17 protein-coding genes are annotated in these 18,197 nt (G+C 63.5%); 15 read left to right on the top strand and 2 right to left on the bottom strand.

The genetic code is table 11. The annotated features are described in order from the left end of the window. Positions 1 to 4 precede the first annotated feature (4 nt). From sctQ to BLR92_RS13535, 7 genes are all read left to right on the top strand, one after another. Positions 5 to 1,084 (top strand): type III secretion system cytoplasmic ring protein SctQ, encoded by a 1,080-nt coding sequence (gene sctQ, locus BLR92_RS13565; protein ID WP_175488815.1) that lies wholly within the window; start codon positions 5 to 7, stop codon positions 1,082 to 1,084. After that, positions 1,077 to 1,733 (top strand): type III secretion system export apparatus subunit SctR, encoded by a 657-nt coding sequence (sctR, locus tag BLR92_RS13560; RefSeq protein ID WP_089729471.1) that lies wholly within the window; start codon positions 1,077 to 1,079, stop codon positions 1,731 to 1,733. Before sctQ ends, sctR begins: the two co-directional genes overlap by 8 nt. A gap of 6 nt (positions 1,734 to 1,739) precedes the next feature. Next, positions 1,740 to 2,009, top strand: a complete 270-nt coding sequence (sctS, locus tag BLR92_RS13555) for a type III secretion system export apparatus subunit SctS (protein WP_089729470.1) — start codon at positions 1,740 to 1,742, stop codon at positions 2,007 to 2,009. Positions 2,010 to 2,024: 15 nt separating this feature from the next. Beyond that, positions 2,025 to 2,840, top strand: coding sequence for a type III secretion system export apparatus subunit SctT (gene sctT / locus BLR92_RS13550; protein WP_089729468.1), 816 nt, complete (start codon positions 2,025 to 2,027; stop codon positions 2,838 to 2,840). Positions 2,841 to 2,858: 18 nt separating this feature from the next. After that, the gene (locus tag BLR92_RS13545) at positions 2,859 to 3,908 is read left to right on the top strand and encodes an EscU/YscU/HrcU family type III secretion system export apparatus switch protein (RefSeq protein WP_089729466.1); all 1,050 of its coding nucleotides are present in this window, start codon (positions 2,859 to 2,861) and stop codon (positions 3,906 to 3,908) included. Positions 3,909 to 4,002: 94 nt separating this feature from the next. Next, on the top strand, positions 4,003 to 4,521 hold the full coding sequence (locus BLR92_RS13540) for a MarR family winged helix-turn-helix transcriptional regulator (protein ID WP_089729464.1): 519 nt from the start codon (positions 4,003 to 4,005) through the stop codon (positions 4,519 to 4,521). Then, positions 4,514 to 5,476, top strand: coding sequence for a DMT family transporter (locus BLR92_RS13535; protein WP_245704211.1), 963 nt, complete (start codon positions 4,514 to 4,516; stop codon positions 5,474 to 5,476). Before BLR92_RS13540 ends, BLR92_RS13535 begins: the two co-directional genes overlap by 8 nt. Here BLR92_RS13535 and BLR92_RS13530 read toward each other — a convergent pair. Further along, positions 5,415 to 6,407: an esterase-like activity of phytase family protein gene (locus BLR92_RS13530; protein ID WP_089729462.1), complete on the bottom strand. Its 993-nt coding sequence runs from the start codon at positions 6,405 to 6,407 to the stop codon at positions 5,415 to 5,417. The two genes, BLR92_RS13535 and BLR92_RS13530, sit on opposite strands and share 62 nt — an antisense overlap. 124 nt (positions 6,408 to 6,531) lie before the next feature. On the opposite strand from BLR92_RS13530, the gene dapB reads away from it, so the two are divergent. The 4 genes from dapB to greA all read left to right on the top strand — a co-directional run bounded on the left by dapB (position 6,532) and on the right by greA (position 12,431). Then, the gene (dapB, locus tag BLR92_RS13525; protein ID WP_089729460.1) at positions 6,532 to 7,353 is read left to right on the top strand and encodes a 4-hydroxy-tetrahydrodipicolinate reductase; all 822 of its coding nucleotides are present in this window, start codon (positions 6,532 to 6,534) and stop codon (positions 7,351 to 7,353) included. Positions 7,354 to 7,509: 156 nt separating this feature from the next. Next, the gene (gene carA, locus BLR92_RS13520) at positions 7,510 to 8,655 is read left to right on the top strand and encodes a glutamine-hydrolyzing carbamoyl-phosphate synthase small subunit (protein WP_089729458.1); all 1,146 of its coding nucleotides are present in this window, start codon (positions 7,510 to 7,512) and stop codon (positions 8,653 to 8,655) included. Positions 8,656 to 8,727: 72 nt separating this feature from the next. Then, complete coding sequence (carB, locus tag BLR92_RS13515; protein WP_089729456.1) at positions 8,728 to 11,958, top strand: carbamoyl-phosphate synthase large subunit; 3,231 nt, start codon at positions 8,728 to 8,730, stop codon at positions 11,956 to 11,958. Then, the gene (gene greA, locus BLR92_RS13510) at positions 11,955 to 12,431 is read left to right on the top strand and encodes a transcription elongation factor GreA (RefSeq protein WP_089729454.1); all 477 of its coding nucleotides are present in this window, start codon (positions 11,955 to 11,957) and stop codon (positions 12,429 to 12,431) included. Before carB ends, greA begins: the two co-directional genes overlap by 4 nt. 160 nt (positions 12,432 to 12,591) lie before the next feature. Here greA and yhbY read toward each other — a convergent pair whose 3' ends face one another. Next, positions 12,592 to 12,918, bottom strand: coding sequence for a ribosome assembly RNA-binding protein YhbY (gene yhbY / locus BLR92_RS13505; RefSeq protein ID WP_089729725.1), 327 nt, complete (start codon positions 12,916 to 12,918; stop codon positions 12,592 to 12,594). A gap of 233 nt (positions 12,919 to 13,151) precedes the next feature. On the opposite strand from yhbY, the gene rlmE reads away from it, so the two are divergent. The 4 genes from rlmE to glmM all read left to right on the top strand — a co-directional run bounded on the left by rlmE (position 13,152) and on the right by glmM (position 18,168). Beyond that, complete coding sequence (gene rlmE, locus BLR92_RS13500; protein WP_245704210.1) at positions 13,152 to 13,781, top strand: 23S rRNA (uridine(2552)-2'-O)-methyltransferase RlmE; 630 nt, start codon at positions 13,152 to 13,154, stop codon at positions 13,779 to 13,781. Positions 13,782 to 13,871: 90 nt separating this feature from the next. Then, on the top strand, positions 13,872 to 15,860 hold the full coding sequence (ftsH, locus tag BLR92_RS13495) for an ATP-dependent zinc metalloprotease FtsH (protein ID WP_089729450.1): 1,989 nt from the start codon (positions 13,872 to 13,874) through the stop codon (positions 15,858 to 15,860). A 95-nt stretch (positions 15,861 to 15,955) separates the two neighbouring features. After that, positions 15,956 to 16,822 carry a dihydropteroate synthase gene (gene folP, locus BLR92_RS13490; RefSeq protein WP_245704209.1) on the top strand — a complete coding sequence of 289 codons (867 nt, stop codon included), beginning with the start codon at positions 15,956 to 15,958 and terminating at the stop codon, positions 16,820 to 16,822. Then, on the top strand, positions 16,819 to 18,168 hold the full coding sequence (gene glmM / locus BLR92_RS13485; protein WP_089729447.1) for a phosphoglucosamine mutase: 1,350 nt from the start codon (positions 16,819 to 16,821) through the stop codon (positions 18,166 to 18,168). Before folP ends, glmM begins: the two co-directional genes overlap by 4 nt. The last annotated feature ends 29 nt before the right edge of the window (positions 18,169 to 18,197 follow it).

Genomic DNA, 18,197 nt, shown 5'->3' with positions numbered 1-18,197 from the left:
GTCCATGGATGGTAACTGTCGCGTGACCGGAGATAACGCCGGCGAGGCCGCGCCGGTACGGTTGACGCGCATCGCCGCAGATAGCGTGGCGATCCTCAATGCGCTGCGTCGGCCACGTCGGCCGCTGACGCTATCGCTCGATGGCCACGCGCTGACCTGGTATTTCGCACATGAGGCGAAGTCGGCACCGCCGCTCCCGTTAGCGCTCGGCCTCACCCTCGGTACGGCGCCGGCGACGCTGGAAGCCAGCCCGGAGGCCCTGGCGGCGCTGACCGCGCATCTGGGGCTGCAACGCCCGCTGGCGCAAGGCGACGCCGAGTTGCGTGCCCTGTGGCTGGAATACGCGCTACTCGAATGGCTCGAGCCCCTGGAAGCGCAACTCGGCGTGGCGATTCACCTGCTCGGTGACGCCACCCAGCCGGCGGATACGCTGCCCATTCGCCTGCCGCTGCGCCTGGAAGCCGGTGGCCGGACCCATGACCTGAGACTATGCCTGGCCACCGCGACCGCCCAGCGGCTGCTGCCAGCGTTCGACACGCATTGCCCAGCGAGGCTCAAGGCCTACTCGACGGTGCCGTTGCCGCTGCAATGGATCGTCGGCCATCAGGATCTGATACTCGCCGAGCTGCGTCGCCTGGTTCCGGGCGACGTGGTCATGCTCGAGCGGCCGGCGCGGGGCATGGCCGCGGTGATTGCCGGTCGGATTGTCGCCGACGTGGCCATTCACGATGGCCAGTTGCGCCTGCTCTGCCCGCCTTACGCCCTGACCCATGGAGACTTCAATATGGCCCAGACACCTTCGGACGCCGACAATGCACAGGGGCACGGCAACGGCGACCCACCGAGCCTGGATGATGCCACGCTGGATCAACTGCCGGTGCGCCTGGTGTGCGAGGTCGGTCGGCTCGAGCTTTCCCTCGGTGAGTTGAGAAAGCTGGACGAGGGCAGCCTGCTAACCATGTCGCGGCCGGTGGAGGCGGCCGTGGACCTGGTGGTCAACGGGCGCTCCATGGGGCGCGGCCGGCTGGTCGAGATCGGCGATGGCCTGGGCGTGCAGATCGTGAGACTGGCTAGCGATGAATGAGTTTGAGCCCAACCTGATCGGCATCATCATCGTCGTATCGGCGATTGGCCTGATACCGCTGGCGGTGGTGACAATGACCGGGTTCCTCAAGATATCCATTGTACTGTTTCTGATCCGCAACGCGCTGGGCGTGCAGCAGACGCCACCTAACCTGGTGCTCTACGGTATTGCGCTGATCCTGACGGTCTACGTTACCTCGCCGCTGATCGGTGAAATCGTCCACCAGTTCGAGAGCAGTCCGGTAAGCCTGGAGAGCTTGGACGATATAAAGCAGGCCGGCGAAACATTGAGCAGACCGCTGCAGGAGTATCTGGCGCGCTATGCCAGCGAGCGGGAGCGCGCCTTCTTCATCGATGCCACGCAGAACATCTGGTCGCAGGAGGCGCGCGAGAATCTCCAGAACGACGATCTAATCGTTCTCATCCCGGCCTTCGTCGCCTCCGAACTCGCGCGCGCCTTCGAGATCGGTTTCCTGCTCTACATCCCGTTTCTGGTCATCGACCTGATCGTCGCCAACGTGCTGATGGCAATGGGCATGGTCATGGTATCGCCGCCGCTGATCTCGATTCCCTTGAAGATATTCCTGTTCGTTGCCGTCGATGGCTGGTCGCGATTGATGCATGGCTTGATTCTGAGCTACGGGGGGTAGCCGCCGATGACGGATGAGAGTTACCTGACGCTGATGGAGGACGCCCTGTGGACGGTGCTGCTGGTCTCGGCGCCGGCGCTGCTGATCGCTATCGTGATCGGCTTCGGCGTCGGCCTGCTGCAGGCGTTGACGCAAATTCAGGATCAGACCCTGCCGCAAGGGGTCAAGCTGATCGCGGTGCTGCTGGTGATGATCCTGGCGGGCCCGCTATTGGCGGGTCAGATCGTCGATCTGGCCAATCAGGTGTTGGACAATTTCCCCGTCTGGTCGCGCTAGTCCGGGGTTCCGGCCATGATCTTCGCTGACGTCGCCGCCGCGCTGACCGAGCTGGGCTACCCCTTGATCATGGCGGCGGCCATCGGCATGGCGCGGGCGCTGGGCATGGTGCTGATCACGCCGGCGTTCAACCGGCTCGGGATGACCGGCATTTTGCGCTCCGCCGTCGCCGTGACGCTCTCGCTGCCGCTGATCGTGCCGACCTTCGAAGCACTGTCGACGATGGAGCCGCTATCGGCCTTTACCATCGCCGCCCTGCTGATCAAGGAGCTGTTGATCGGCGTGTTGATCGGCTTGGTATTCGGCATTCCGTTCTGGGCGGCGGAGGTCGCCGGCGAACTGGTCGACCTGCAACGCGGCTCGACGATGGCGCAGTTGCTCGACCCCATGGGCAGCACCGAGTCCGGTGTCACCAGTACCCTGCTGAGCGTCATGCTGGTAGCGATGTTCTTCATTACCGGTGGCTTTCTGCTATTGCTCGATGGCTTCTATCAGAGCTATGCGCTGTGGCCGGTGGGCGAACTCATGCCGCAAATGGAGGCGCGCACCGCGTTGGCGGCACTCGGCCTGCTCGACCAGATCATGGGCATCGGCGTGCTGATGATCGCGCCGCTGGTCATCGCCATTCTGGTTGCCGACCTGATGATGGCCTATCTGGCACGTATGGCGCCCAACCTGCACGTGTTCGACTTGTCGCTGCCGATCAAGAACCTGCTGTTCACCGTTCTGATGCTGATTTACCTGGTCTTCCTGGTACCGCAGATGCTCGGTATGTTGGGGGCGATGAGCGAGAATTATCAGCGCTTCGAAGCGCTGATCGGCACGTTGTAACCGCGAAACGGAGCCGCCATGAGCGACGAGACCAGTGAAGAGAAATCGCTGCCGCCCTCGGAGAAGAAGCTTCGCGACGCGCGCGAAAAGGGCCAGGTGGACAAGAGCGCCGACATGGACACCGCCATCGTCATGCTCGGCTGTACGCTGTATATCGCCATCAGCGCCACGGCGATCGAGAGCCGCGTGCGCGATCTGATCAATCTCACCACGCGTCTCTACCACGAGCCCTTCGATACGCTGTGGCCGCGCCTGATGGCACTGGGTACGGAGGTCGTGCTGCTGTCGGTGCTGCCGCTGGTGGTCATCACCATCGTTGCCGTGGTGCTGACCAACATCGTCGTCATGCGCGGCCTGGTGTTCTCCGCCGACCCGGTGATTCCCAAGTTCGAGCACATCAATCCCGTCGAAGGCTTCAAACGCGTATTCTCGGTGCGAGGGGTGGTCGAGTTCATCAAGTCGCTGATCAAGGTGGTGGCCCTGGCGGTGGCCTTTATCGTGGTTTACCGACTCGGGTTGCAGTCGCTGATGGAGGCGCCGCGCTGCGGTCCGGGCTGCCTCGAAGGCATCTTCCTGGCGCTGCTCAAGCCGCTGGTCATCACCGCGCTGGTGGCCTTCGTGGCGGTCGGGGCGATCGACGTGATGATGCAGCGCTGGCTGTTCCGACGCGACCAGCGCATGACCGAGACCGAATTGAAGCGCGAGCGCAAGGACATGGACGGCGACCCGGAGATCAAGCGCGAACGCCAGAAACAGCGCCGCAACATGCATGCCCTGTCGTCGCAGGTGGGTTTGCAGCATGCCTCGCTGATGATCGGCGCCGCCGGCGGTTGGTTGGTAGGTATCCGTTATGTGCGCGGTGAAACGCCGGTGCCGGTGATTACCTGCAAGGCCAATCCGGAGCGTTCGACCGAACTGCTTCAGGCTGCCACCGAGCGCCACATCCCGATGGTCGGGAACCCTGAGCTGGCGTTGCGGATCGCCAGGCGCGCCGGTAATGGCGACCCGGTGCCCGACGAGGCCTTCCAGCCGGTCGCCGATGCGTTGGTGGCGGCCGGGCTGATCTAGCCTGGCCGACTCGTCTCGGCATCATTAAATAGACGTTGCCAATTCCTTGTCGAGCAATTAACTTTATATAAAGATTCTTTTTGTGGAGCTAAAAATGTCGCTGGCAGCACCCGGCAAGGACCATGTCGATGGCGTACTCGAGCAGTGGCGCGACGTGTATCCCGAATGCGATGCCTCGCCGATGGCCGTGTTCACGCGTCTGTATCGGCTTTCCAAGTACGTCGACCGGCGCGTGGCGGCGGTGTTTCGGCGTCATGGCCTGCACGAGGGTGAATTCGACCTGCTCGCCACGCTGTATCGCAGCGGTCAGCCGCAGGGCTTGACGCCAAACTCGCTGCGCGAGGCGGCGGTGCTCAGCTCCGGGGCAATGACCAACCGTCTTGACCGCCTGGAGGGCGCCGGGCTGATTCAGCGCGTGCCCAATCCCGAGGATCGGCGCAGCGTACTGATTCGCCTGAGCGAGGCCGGTCAGGCGCTGCTGCTGGAGCTATTGGACGACTATCTGGCGACACTGCATACGCTACAGGCGCCGCTCGACGACCAGCAAAAAACCGAGCTGGCCGGCGCGCTACGTACGCTGCTGCTGACCCTGGAGGCCGGCGACAATGATTAATGCCACGCAAGGCGTGACGCGCGCTCACCTGGGCATGTTGCTGTGGGCGCTGTTCGTGGGGTTGTCATTCCCGGCGGTGGGGCTGATGAGCGAAGGATTGCCGCCGCTGTTGCTGACAGCGATTCGCTTCGCCATCGCCGCGCTGGCGGTGTGGCCGCTGGCGTGGCGCAATCCGGATCGCTGGCCGAACCTGCCGGGACTGGCGTTGTACGCCTTCATGGGGCTGTGCCTGGCCGGGTTCTTCGGCACCATGTTCTGGGCCGCGCACCGCACCACCGCACTGTCGATGGCCACGCTCTATGTCAGCGTGCCGCTGCTGGCCTACTGCCTGGGTCGCGGGCTCGGCGTGGAACGCCGCGCCTGGCGCCTGCTGGGTATTCTGCTGTTGGGGGCGCTCGGCGCGCTAGGGCTGGCCTGGGCCGAGTCCGGCGGTCAGTTCGGCGAGCTCGGGTTCGGCATCGGCGAGGCGGCGTTTTTCGTCGGCTGCCTGGCTTCGGCGCTGTACCCGGTATTGAGCAAGTGGGGGCTGGGTCGCGGCTGGCTGTCGCCGCGCTCGGCGCTGCGCACCTTCTGGAGCTTGCTGACGGGTGGCGTGCTGATCGGCCTGCTCGGATTGACCTGGGAGTCGCCCGGCGCCTTGGTCGGCATGACCTGGTCCGATGCCCTGCTACTGGCCTACCTCGGCGTATTCTCCAGTGGCATGACCTTCTGGCTGCAACAGCGCGCCACCGCAGTGCTTACGCCTGGCGCGGTAATGGCCTATAGCTATCTGGTGCCGTTCGTATCGATGCTGCTGTTGTTCATCGATCAGCCGCAGCGCATCGGTTGGCACTGGCTGCCGGGCAGCCTGCTGGTGCTGGCGGCGATAGCGCTGCTGCTGCGCCGTGATGCAATCAAGCGTCACGCGGCGGCGGCAGCTCGAAGCAACTCAGCAACGTCTGCTGAATCAGGCTGAAGTTGTCATCGCTGACCATCAGGTAGCGGTTGCCGCCGAGCCGCGTCAGGCCCTCGAAGTTATCGAGACGCCAGCCGTCGCCGCTGGAAAGTCGCGCTAGCGTCTCCACCTCGATTTCGGCATCGTCGCCCAGACTCACCCGGCGCAGGCTGATCACCAGCGGCGCCGGCGGAGCGAAGGCGCGCTCCAGCGCCAGTAGATCGTCGCCGTAGGTTTCCAGTGCGGTCAGCGCACTGCCGGCGGCGCCGGCCAATGGGTAATGCCACTCGTCGCCGGTCTTCAGCGAGAACAGCCGGGTGGTGCCCGCGATGGCGCCAGCCGGCGTGCTTTCCAGGCCGACGATGATGCCCTTATCGACATGCCGGCCCATCGCCTCGGCGCCGGTGTTGGGCTTGGCGCGGCGCAGCCCTTTGGGGGTTAGTGGCTCGTCGATTGGCAAGCCGTTGGGGTAAAAACGTTGCAGGCGATGGTCGCGTTCGAAGCCGATCAGCAGCGTGGTATCGCCGCGCAGGCCATTGTCGGCGTGTCGTAATACCAGCGACTCGGCGTCGGCGGCGTCTTCGTCGAGGGCGTTGCCGTCGTCATCGCGCAGCACGTAGGTCTTGAGTGGTTCGAGGCCGCTCAGCTTGCCATCCTCGAAGCCGGCTTCGACGCTGTCTTCGAAACGTAGCCGCGCCCGATGCAGCCAGCCGCGATCCGAAATCAGGTAGAGCAGCGATTCGTCGCGATCCCAGCCCAGCGCGGAAAGTCCGCCCACCGGTGTGTCGTCCTGCCATTGGCCGGGCAGCGCGAGTGAGCCGCACCACTCGATGGCGGATGGCGAAGTCTGGGTCGTCGATGTCATGAGTCGAGTCTGGGTGGCTTCGCGTGCGCAGCCACTCAGTAATATGACCAAGGCAAGCAGGCAGGCGATGATTGGCGAGCGTGGCATGGCGGCTCCTGAAGGCGGGACGACTCCTTGAGCCTACGCCAACGTCATGCCGGCTGCATGACAGACGTCCAACCCCGGCATTGGTATACTTCCAGCGTTTTCACGCTATTTTTCAGGAGTCCGCATGAGCCGTAACGCCCCCCGCATTGCCATCGTCGGCGTGGCCGGCCGCATGGGCCGCACTCTGGTCGCCGCCGTCGAGCAGGAGCCGCAGGCCGAACTCGCCGCCGGCATCGTCGAGCCGGGCAGTTCGCTGACTGGCGTCGATATCGGCGAGCTGGCCGGGCTCGGCAGGCTGGGCGTGGCGGCAGTCGATTCGCTCGCGGCGGCCAAGGACGATTTCGATGTGCTGATCGACTTCACCCAGCCGCGGGTCACGCTGGCCAACCTGGCGTTCTGCGCCGAGCACGGCAAGGCCATCGTCATCGGCACCACCGGTCTCGATGACGACGAGTTGGCCCAGCTCGACGGCTATCGCGACCGCGTGGCGATTCTCTTCGCGCCGAACATGAGCGTCGGCGTCAACCTGACGCTCAAGCTGCTCGAGACCGCCGCCAGGGCGCTGGGCGATGAAGGCTACGATATCGAGGTCATCGAGGCGCACCACCGCCACAAGGTCGATTCACCCTCCGGCACCGCGCTGAAGATGGGCGAGGTGGTCGCCGAGTCGTTGGGGCGCTCGCTCAAGGAGCACGGCGTCTTCGCCCGCGAGGGCCAGTGCGGGCCACGCAGCGACAAGGAAATCGGCTTCGCGACGGTGCGCGCCGGCGATATCGTCGGCGAGCATACGGTGATGTTCGCAACCGAAGGCGAGCGCATCGAAATCACCCACAAGGCGTCGAGCCGCATGACCTTCGCCAAGGGCGCGGTGCGCGCGGCGCGCTGGGTGGTCGGGCGGGACGCGGGGTGTTATGACATGCAGGATGTATTGGGTCTTAAAGGGTAGCCCGGATACGTCGAATCCTGTACAATCTGGCAAATTTTGCCGAGCTTCGGTAATCAGCAGGGCCACGGTGTGCCGAGTGAATGACAACAAGCGGGATGAAACCGGTAGTTATCGGGTTTCGTCCCGCTTTTTTACGACTTGGGGGAGGACGTTGCATTGAATAGACCCGCGATACTGGCCTTGGAAGATGGCAGCGTATTTCACGGCATTGCCATCGGCGCCGATGGGCAGACGAGTGGCGAGGTGGTATTCAATACCGCCATGACCGGTTATCAGGAAATTCTTACCGACCCCTCCTACACCCGCCAGATCGTCACCTTGACTTATCCGCATATCGGCAATACCGGCGTCAATGCCGAGGATGTCGAGTCCGTGTGCATTCGCGCCGCGGGCCTGGTGATTCGCGACCTGCCGCTCATGGCCAGCAGCTTTCGCAGCGAGCAGTCGCTGGACGCTTATCTGAAGAGCCAGAACGTGTTGGGCATCGCCGATATCGACACCCGCCGCCTGACCCGCATCCTGCGTGACAAGGGCGCGCAGAACGGTGCAATTCTGGCCGGGCCGGAGGCCGAGGGCGATGACGCCGTCGAGCGCGCGTTGGCGGCGGCCAAGGCGTTCCCCGGCCTCAAGGGCATGGACCTGGCTAAAGAGGTCTCGTGCACGCGCGCTTATGAATGGAGCGAAGGCGAGTGGACGCTGGGCGCCGGCTATGCCGATACTTCCGTGGCAGAGCGCCCGTACCATGTCGTCGCCTACGACTACGGCGTCAAGCACAACATCCTGCGCATGCTCGCCTCGCGCGGCTGCCGGCTGACCGTGGTGCCCGCCCAAACGCCGGCCAGCGAGGTCATGGCGCTGAGCCCGGACGGCGTATTCCTGTCCAACGGCCCGGGCGACCCCGAGCCCTGCGACTACGCGATCAGCGCGATTCGCAAGATCCTCGACACCGACACGCCGGTATTCGGTATCTGCCTGGGTCATCAGTTGCTGGCGCTGGCTTCCGGCGGCCGTACCGTGAAGATGAACCATGGCCATCACGGCGCCAACCACCCGGTTCAGGATCTCGACAGCGGGCAGGTGATGATCACCAGTCAGAACCACGGCTTCGCCACCGACGAGACTAGCCTGTCGGAAACCCTGCGCGCCACGCACCGCTCGCTGTTCGATGGCACGCTGCAGGGCGTCGAGCGCACCGATCGTCCGGCGTTCAGTTTTCAGGGCCACCCCGAGGCGAGTCCTGGCCCGCGCGACGTGGCGCCGCTGTTCGATCGCTTCGTCGCGATGATGCGCGAGCGCCGCTAGGCGCCGCGCGCCACCAGCCGTCGTCGAGCCTCGTCTCTCGAGTTGTCATTCGTCTTTTTTGCGGGAACCGTCATGCCCAAACGTAACGACATCCACAGCATCCTGATCATCGGCGCCGGCCCCATCGTCATCGGCCAGGCGTGCGAGTTCGACTACTCCGGCGCCCAGGCCTGCAAGGCCCTGCGCGAGGAGGGCTATCGGGTCATTCTGGTCAATTCCAACCCGGCGACCATCATGACCGACCCGGTGATGGCCGACGCCACCTACATCGAGCCGATCAACTGGCAGGCGCTGGAGAAGATCATCGACAAGGAGCGTCCCGACGCGCTGCTGCCGACCATGGGCGGCCAGACCGCGCTCAATTGCGCGCTGGACCTCGACAAGCACGGCGTGCTGGCCAAGTATGGCGTGGAGATGATCGGTGCCAACGCCGACGCCATCAACAAGGCCGAAGACCGCGATCTATTCGACAAGGCCATGAAGAACATCGGCCTCGAGTGCCCTAGGGCCAAGGTGGCGCATACCTTGGAAGAGGCTTGGGAGATCCAGGCCGAGCTGGGTTTTCCGACCATCATCCGTCCCTCCTATACCATGGGTGGCTCCGGCGGCGGCGTGGCCTACAACAAGGAAGAATTCGACGAGATCTGCCAGCGCGGCTTCGAGCTCTCCAACAACCATGAGTTGCTGATCGATGAGTCGCTGCTGGGCTGGAAGGAATACGAGATGGAGGTCGTTCGCGACAGGAACGACAACTGCATCATCGTCTGCGCGATCGAGAACTTCGACCCGATGGGCGTGCATACCGGCGATTCGATTACCGTGGCGCCGGCGCAGACGCTGACCGACAAGGAATACCAGATCATGCGCGACGCCTCCCTGGCGGTGCTGCGCGAGATCGGCGTCGAGACCGGCGGTTCCAACGTGCAGTTCGGCGTCGACCCGGACACGGGTCGCATGGTGGTCATCGAGATGAACCCGCGGGTCAGCCGTTCGTCGGCGCTGGCCTCCAAGGCCACCGGCTTCCCGATCGCCAAGATCGCCGCCAAGCTGGCGGTGGGCTATACCCTCGACGAGTTGCAAAACGACATCACCGGCGGCAAGACCCCGGCGTCCTTCGAGCCGTCGATCGACTACGTGGTCACCAAGATTCCGCGCTTCACCTTCGAAAAATTCCCCCAGGCCAACGACCGGCTGACTACGCAGATGAAGTCGGTGGGCGAAGTCATGGCCATCGGTCGCACCTTCCAGGAGTCGCTGCACAAGGCGCTGCGCGGCATGGAGACCGGCAACGATGGCCTCGACCCCAAGGTCGGCGATTTCTCGGATGCCAACATGGCGCTGATCAAGGGCGAGTTGCAGGCCGCCGGCGCCGAGCGCATCTTCTTCATCGCCGACGCCATGCGCGCCGGCATGAGCGTCGACGAGATATTCGCACTGACCAACATCGACCGCTGGTATCTGGTGCAGATCGAGGACCTGGTGCGTAGCGAGGCCGAGCTTGCCACGCGTTCGCTGAATGAGTTGGATGGCCGCGCGCTGTTCGGCTTGAAACGCAAGGGTTTCGGCGATGCGCGTCTGGCCAAGCTGCTCGGCGTCTCCGAGGACGAGTTCCGCAAGCATCGTCACAGGCACGGCATTCGCCCGGTCTACAAGCGCGTCGATACCTGCGCCGCCGAGTTCGCCTCGCACACCGCCTACATGTACTCCACCTACGAGGAAGAGTGCGAAGCGGATGTCAGCGAGCGCCAGAAGATCATGGTGCTGGGTGGCGGACCCAATCGTATCGGCCAGGGCATCGAGTTCGATTATTGCTGCGTGCACGCGGCGCTGGCGATGCGCGAGGATGGATTTGAGACCATCATGGTCAACTGCAATCCGGAAACCGTCTCCACCGATTACGACACCTCGGACCGCTTGTATTTCGAGCCGGTGACCCTGGAGGACGTGCTCGAGATCGCCGACAAGGAGAAGCCGGCCGGGGTGATCGTGCAGTTCGGCGGCCAGACGCCGCTCAAGCTGGCGCGCGCGCTGGAAGCCGCCGGCGTGCCGATCATCGGTACCACGCCGGACGCCATCGACCGCGCCGAGGATCGCGAGCGCTTCCAGCAGATGATCGACAAGCTGGGCCTCAGGCAGCCACCCAACGCCACCGCGCGCGGCTTCGACGAGGCCTTCGCCAAGGCCGAGGCGATCGGCTACCCGTTGGTGGTGCGCCCGTCCTACGTGCTCGGCGGCCGGGCCATGGAGATCGTCTACGACGCCTCGGAGCTGGAAAACTACATGACCCATGCGGTCAAGGTCTCCAACGATTCGCCGGTGCTGCTCGATCACTTCCTCAATGCCGCCATCGAAATCGACATCGATGCGGTTTCCGATGGCCAGCAGGTAGTGATCGGCGGCATTATGCAGCACATCGAGCAAGCCGGTGTGCACTCCGGCGACTCGGCGTGCTCGCTGCCGCCTTACTCGCTGCCTGCCGAGGTGCAGGACGCGATGCGCGATCAGGTCAAGCGCATGGCGGTGGAGCTCAACGTGGTCGGCCTGATGAACGTGCAACTGGCCTGGCAGGACGACGAGATCTACGTCATCGAGGTCAATCCGCGTGCCTCGCGTACCGTGCCGTTCGTCTCCAAGTGCATCGGTACCTCGCTGGCCCAGATTGCCGCGCGTTGCATGGCTGGCACGACGCTCGCCGAGCAGGGCTTCGAGCTTGAAATCGTGCCGCACTTCCATAGCGTCAAGGAAGCGGTGTTCCCGTTCAACAAGTTCCCCGGGGTCGACCCGATCCTCGCGCCGGAGATGAAGTCCACCGGCGAGGTGATGGGCAGCGGCGCGACCTTCGCCGAAGCGTTCTACAAGGCCCAGTTGGGTGCCGGCGAGGCGATCCCCGCGCTCGAGGGCGAGCGCACGGCGTTTCTCTCGGTGCGCGACCCGGACAAGGCCGGCGTTATCGAGGTCGCGCAAACTCTGCTAGCATTGGGATTTGACTTGATCGCCACTCGCGGCACCGCCCAGGCGCTCGATGAAGCCGGGCTGCCGGTCAAGGCCGTCAACAAGGTCTTCGAGGGGCGTCCGCATATCGTCGATATGATCAAGAACGACGATGTGGCCTATATCGTCAATACCACCGAAGGCCGCCAGGCAATCAACGATTCTTCGGTGATCCGCCGCACTGCACTCGCCCACAAGGTACCCTACGCCACCACGCTGGCCGGGGCGCGCGCCGTTTGCATGGCGCTCGAGTATGGTGATGAAATCACCGTGCGGCGGCTTCAGGAACTGCATGCAGGAGCAAGATCATGAACAAGGTCCCGATGACTGTCGTAGGCGAGCAGCGCCTGCGCGATGAGCTCAAGCAGCTCAAGGGTGTGGAGCGTCCTCGGGTGATCACCGCCATCGCCGAGGCGCGTGAGCATGGCGATCTCAAGGAAAACGCCGAGTATCACGCGGCACGCGAACAGCAGGGCTTTATCGAAGGCCGCATTCAGGAAATCGAATCCAAGCTGTCGATGGCGCAGGTCATCGACGTCGCCAGAATGCCGCAGACCGGCAAGGTCATCTTCGGTGTTACCGTGGGGCTGCTCAATCTCGACAATGACGAGGAAGTTCGCTACCAGATCGTCGGCGAGGACGAGGCCGACATCAAGGTAAGCAAGATATCGGTGACCTCGCCGATCGCACGCGCGCTGATCGGCAAGGAAGAGGGTGACGTGGTGGTGGTCAGAACGCCCGGCGGTGAGGTCGAGTACGAGGTCAGCGAGGTGCAGTATCTTTAGCTAGAAGCTAGAAGCTAGAAGCTAGAAGAGGCGGGAACGATTCTATTTTCTTGGTTCTTTCTTCCAGGCGCGGAGCACCGCTCTTATCTCTTCGAGGCGCGTAGCGTCGTTCTTCCAGCTTCCAGCCGCGGAGCGGCGCTCTTCCGGCTTGCTTAAGTCTTTAGTGCCGACCGTGATGGTTCTCGAACCGTTTGATATTGGAGAGTTTGGGGTTGGCCTTGGGGTTGTGGCGATACAGTAACGCCACCTTGCCGATGATTTGCACCACCTCGGCACGCGAATTGGCAGCCAGCTCTTCCACCGCCTGGCGACGCGTCTCGCGCTCGCCGACCGCTATCTTGACCTTGATCAGCTCATGATCGGCCAGGGCGCGCTCGAGTTCCGCCATCACCCCTTCCGAGAGCCCGTTTTCCGACACCGTGACGACCGGATTCAAATGGTGGCCAATGCTGCGGAATGCTTTCTTTTGTGCCTGTGACAAGCTCATGGTATCGTGGCTTTCCCCGGTTGGCATGCGTTCTGGCTGCGATGATTCGCTCATTGCAGTGGCTGAGCGCGCCATGGTACGGCGAAAGCCGTGCTTTGCAAAGCGCCGCCGAGTACAGGCCGGTGCCTGTATCGATGCGCTGAGATTGGGAATTCTCAAGCGTACCGGGTCGTCTTCTTTTCATGCCTTTCCAGCGACCGGCGGTGAGCTGCCCCAACGATTCAGGTGACTGCGTGGCCCGATCCTCGCCCAGCAAGAGCAGTGCCGGCTGGCTCAAGGAACATTTCGATGACCGCTATGTGCAGCGTTCCTGGCAGGAGGGCTATCGCTCGCGCGCCAGTTACAAGCTGCTCGAGATCGACGCCAAGGATCGGCTGTTCAAGCCCGGCATGACGGTAATCGACCTGGGTGCGGCGCCGGGCGGCTGGAGCCAGATCGCCGCCGAGAAGGTCGGTCCGCGAGGCGTGGTGATCGCCTCGGACATTCTCGAGATGGATGCATTGGCCGGGGTCGATTTCGTGCATGGCGACTTTACCGAGGACGAGGTGTTGGCCGACATCATGCGGCTGCTCGACGAGCGGCCGGTGGATTTGATCATCTCGGACATGGCGCCCAACATGAGTGGTATGGCGGCAATCGATCAGCCTCAGGCGATGTACCTGGTCGAGTTGGCTCTGGAGCTGGCGCGCCAGACGTTGTCGCCCGGCGGGCAGTTCCTGGCCAAGGTCTTCCAGGGCGAAGGATTCGACGATTATCTCAAGGAGCTGCGTGGCAGCTTTGCGAAGGTGGTGACTCGCAAGCCGGAAGCTTCCCGCGCACGTTCGCGCGAAGTCTATCTGCTGGCGGAAGGATTCAAGGGCTGAGCTTGCAACCGTGGTTGAACACCCCCATGTGGTGTAGTGTCCAATCATGGACAAGCTTGGCAGACAGATTCATGCAATGAGGGTGTTCCCTTGAACGACATGGCGAAGAACCTGATTCTCTGGTTGGTCATCGCGGCGGTGTTGCTGACGGTGTTCAACAACTTTAGCGTCGATAGCGCGCCGCAGACGATGAACTATTCCCAGTTCGTCGAGCAGGTGCAAAATGGCGAGGTGCGCTCGGTGACCATCGATGGTTATACCATCGCAGGTGAGCGAGAAGACGGTTCGCAATTCCAGACCATCCGGCCGGCGGCTCAAGACCCCAAGCTGATGGACGATCTGTTGGCCAATGACGTCACCGTGATCGGCAAGAAGCCCGAGGAGCAGAGCATCTGGACCCGGCTGCTGATCGCCAGCTTCCCGATTCTGATCATCCTGGCCATCTTCGTGTTCTTCATGCGCCAGATGCAGGGTGGTGGCGGCGGCAAGGGCGGGCCGATGAGTTTTGGCAAGTCCAAGGCCAAGCTGCTGACCCAGGACCAGATCAAGACCACCTTCACTGATGTCGCCGGTTGCGACGAGGCCAAGGAAGAAGTCGAGGAGCTCGTCGACTTCCTCAAGGACCCCAGCAAGTTTCAGCGCCTGGGCGGACAGATTCCACGCGGCGTATTGATGGTGGGTCCGCCGGGTACCGGCAAGACGCTGCTCGCCAAGGCGATATCCGGTGAGGCCAAGGTGCCGTTCTTCAGTATTTCCGGTTCCGACTTCGTCGAAATGTTCGTCGGTGTCGGCGCCTCGCGCGTACGTGACATGTTCGAGCAGGCCAAGAAGCAGGCGCCGTGCATCATCTTTATCGACGAGATCGACGCCGTCGGCCGTCATCGCGGCTCCGGCATGGGCGGCGGTCACGATGAGCGCGAGCAGACCCTCAACCAGTTGCTGGTCGAGATGGACGGCTTCGAGGCCAACGATGGCATCATCGTCATCGCCGCGACCAACCGCCCCGACGTGCTCGACCCCGCGCTGCTGCGCCCGGGCCGCTTCGACCGCCAGGTCACCGTACCACTCCCCGATATCCGTGGCCGCGAGCACATTCTCGGCGTTCACCTGCGCAAGGTGCCGCTGGGCGAGGACGTCAAGCCGAGCTTGATCGCGCGCGGCACGCCGGGCTTTTCCGGCGCCGACCTGGCCAACCTGGTCAACGAGGCGGCGCTGTTCGCCGCGCGGCGTAACCGTCGCCTGGTGGGCATGGAGGAGCTGGAGCTGGCCAAGGACAAGATCATGATGGGCTCCGAGCGCAAGTCCATGGTCATGAGCGAGAAGGAAAAGCTCAACACGGCGTATCACGAGTCCGGCCACGCCATCATCGGCCTGTTGATGCCCGAGCACGATCCGGTCTACAAGGTCACCATCATTCCGCGCGGACGTGCGCTGGGTGTGACCATGTTCCTGCCGGAAGAGGATCGCTATAGTCTTTCGCGTCAGCAGATCATCAGTCAGATATGTTCGCTGTTCGGCGGACGCCTGGCCGAAGAAATGACGCTAGGGCCGAACGGCGTCACCACCGGTGCCTCCAACGACATCAAGCGTGCCACTGAGCTGGCGCATAGCATGGTCGCCAAGTGGGGGCTGTCCGAGGAGATGGGGCCGCTGATGTACGATGAGGACGAGTCGCACCAGTTCCTGGGTATGCCCGGGCAGGGGGGCGGCAAGTTGAAGTCTGGTGAAACCACCACGCGGCTCGACAAGGAAGTGCGGCGGATCATCGACGACTGCTATACCCAGGCCAAGCAGTTGCTGGAAGACAACCGTGACAAGCTGGACATGATGGCCGAAGCACTAATGCAGTACGAAACCATCGATGCCGATCAGCTCAAGGATATCATGGCCGGTCGCCAGCCGCGTCCGCCCAAGGATTGGGATGACGGTGGCGATTCCGGCAAGGGCTCGCGGGTTAGCGACGCTCCCGATACCCGCAAGCGGGCGAGTGGCGACGCGGAGGCCGACGGTGGCGACGACGAAGACGACGAGCCGTCTCGTCGCCCCTCCGATCCCTTGGGTGGGCCGGCCGGTCATTGAAACGAATAATCTATGCCTGCAGGGCGCCCAAGGGGCGCCTTGTGCCTTATCGGACACGTGACTAGAGTGGCCTTTTTGCCAGACGGGTCCACGCCATGAAAGTACCCTTGCCAAGCACTGTTCTGCTGCAGTGCGGTCGGCATCGCCTCGACCTTTCCTATCCCCGTGTCATGGGGATTCTCAATGTCACTCCCGATTCCTTCTCCGATGGCGGCCGACATGCGGCGGTCGACGAGGCGCTGCGCCATGCCGAAGCCATGCTGGCCGAGGGAGCGGCGATCGTCGATGTCGGCGGTGAGTCGACCCGACCGGGGGCGGCGGCGGTGCCGGTGCAGCAGGAACTGGATCGCGTCGTGCCGGTGGTGGAGCGGCTGGTGCGTGAGCTGGATGCGCTGGTGTCGGTGGATACCAGTTCGCCGGAAGTGATTCGCGAGGTCGCCGCCCACGGAGCTGGCATCATCAACGATGTGCGCTCCCTGCGTCGCCCCGGCGCGCTGGAGGCGGCGGCAAGCAGCGGCCTGCCGGTATGCCTGATGCACATGCTCGGCGAGCCGGGCGACATGCAGCGCGCGCCCCACTATGCTGAGCCTGTGGAGCGGGCGGTGGCGGCATTCCTCGAACAGCGCATCGCTAGCTGTGAAGCCGCCGGCATTCGTCGCGAACGGTTGATTCTCGATCCCGGTTTCGGCTTCGCCAAGACGGTCGAGCATAATCTGCGGCTGCTCAATCGCATGGCCGAGCTGAATGCTTTCGGGCTGCCGATATTGGCGGGCATGTCGCGCAAGAGCATGATCGGAAAAGTGCTCGAGCGCCCGGTGGAAGAGCGCCTTCCGGGCGGCCTGGCCTTGACGGCGCTGGCCGTCGAGCGCGGTGCGCGCCTGCTGCGCGTTCACGATGTGGGGCCCAGCGTGGACGCGGTAAACATGACCTGGGCCGTGCTACAGGAAGGCACCGACACATGACTCGACGTTACTTTGGCACCGACGGCATTCGTGGCACTGTCGGCGAATATCCCATCACCGCCGATTTCATGCTCAAGCTGGGCTGGGCGGTGGGTCGCGTACTCGATAAACCGCATGGCAATGCCAAGGTATTGATCGGCAAGGATACGCGCATCTCCGGTTATATGTTCGAGTCGGCGCTCGAGGCCGGCTTGTCGGCCGCGGGGGTGGACGTCTCCTTGCTCGGGCCGATGCCGACACCGGGTATCGCCTACCTGACTCGGACATTCCGCGCCGATGCCGGCATCGTCATCTCCGCCTCGCACAATCCGTTTCAGGACAACGGCATCAAGTTCTTCTCGGCGCAGGGCACCAAGCTGCCCGACGAGATCGAGGCGCGTATCGAGGAGGAACTCGAGAAGCCGCTGGAAACGGTCTGTGCCGATCGTCTCGGCAAGGCCGTACGTATCAGCGATGCCGCCGGGCGCTACATTGAGTTCTGCAAATCGACGGTGCCCCATCGCCTGACCCTGCATGGGCTGAAGATCGTGCTCGACTGCGCTCACGGCGCTACCTACCATATCGCACCCAGCGTGTTTCGCGAGTTGGGCGCCCAGGTCAGCCTAGTCGGGGTCGACCCGGATGGCTTGAATATCAACCAGCAGGTCGGTTCCACCTACCCGGCCTCGCTGCGCGCGGCGGTGATCGAGCGCGGCGCCGACCTGGGCGTGGCTTTCGATGGCGATGGCGACCGCGTGGTGCTGGTCGACGCCGATGGCCGCGAGATCGATGGCGACGACATCCTCTATCTGATCGCCCGCGACCGTCACGGGCGCGGTGAACTGGGCGGCGGCGTGGTCGGTACGCTGATGAGCAACTTCGGCCTGGCCGCTGCGTTGGAAGCGCTCGATGTGCCCTTCGAGCGTGCCAAGGTGGGCGACCGCTACGTGATGGAGCGCCTGGCCGCCAACGGCTGGCAATTGGGCGGCGAGTCCTCGGGGCATATCGTTTGTGGTCACGTACAGAGCACCGGCGATGGCATTGTTTCGGCGTTGCAGGTGTTGGCGATCATGGTCAACGAGAATCAGCCCATCGCGGCCTTGCTCAAGGGTTTCGAGAAGGCGCCGCAGGCGCTGATCAACGTGCGCCTGCTGCCGGGTACCGACAAGCAGGCGCTACTTGAAAGCGAGGCGCTGCGCGAGTCGGTGGCCTCGGTCGAGGATGAGCTTGGCGATGAGGGTCGCGTGTTGTTGCGGCCGTCGGGCACCGAGCCGCTGATTCGAGTGATGGTCGAGGGCCGGCCGCGCTTCGATGTCGCTGCGTTGGCGAGGCGTATCGCCGCGGACGTCGAGACATTGATGACGTGAGCGGCATACGACGACGTCTCTCGGTTGTC

This window comes from Modicisalibacter muralis, from assembly GCF_900102945.1.
Taxonomy (GTDB): domain Bacteria; phylum Pseudomonadota; class Gammaproteobacteria; order Pseudomonadales; family Halomonadaceae; genus Modicisalibacter; species Modicisalibacter muralis.
This window is presented reverse-complemented; position numbering and strand designations above follow the sequence as displayed.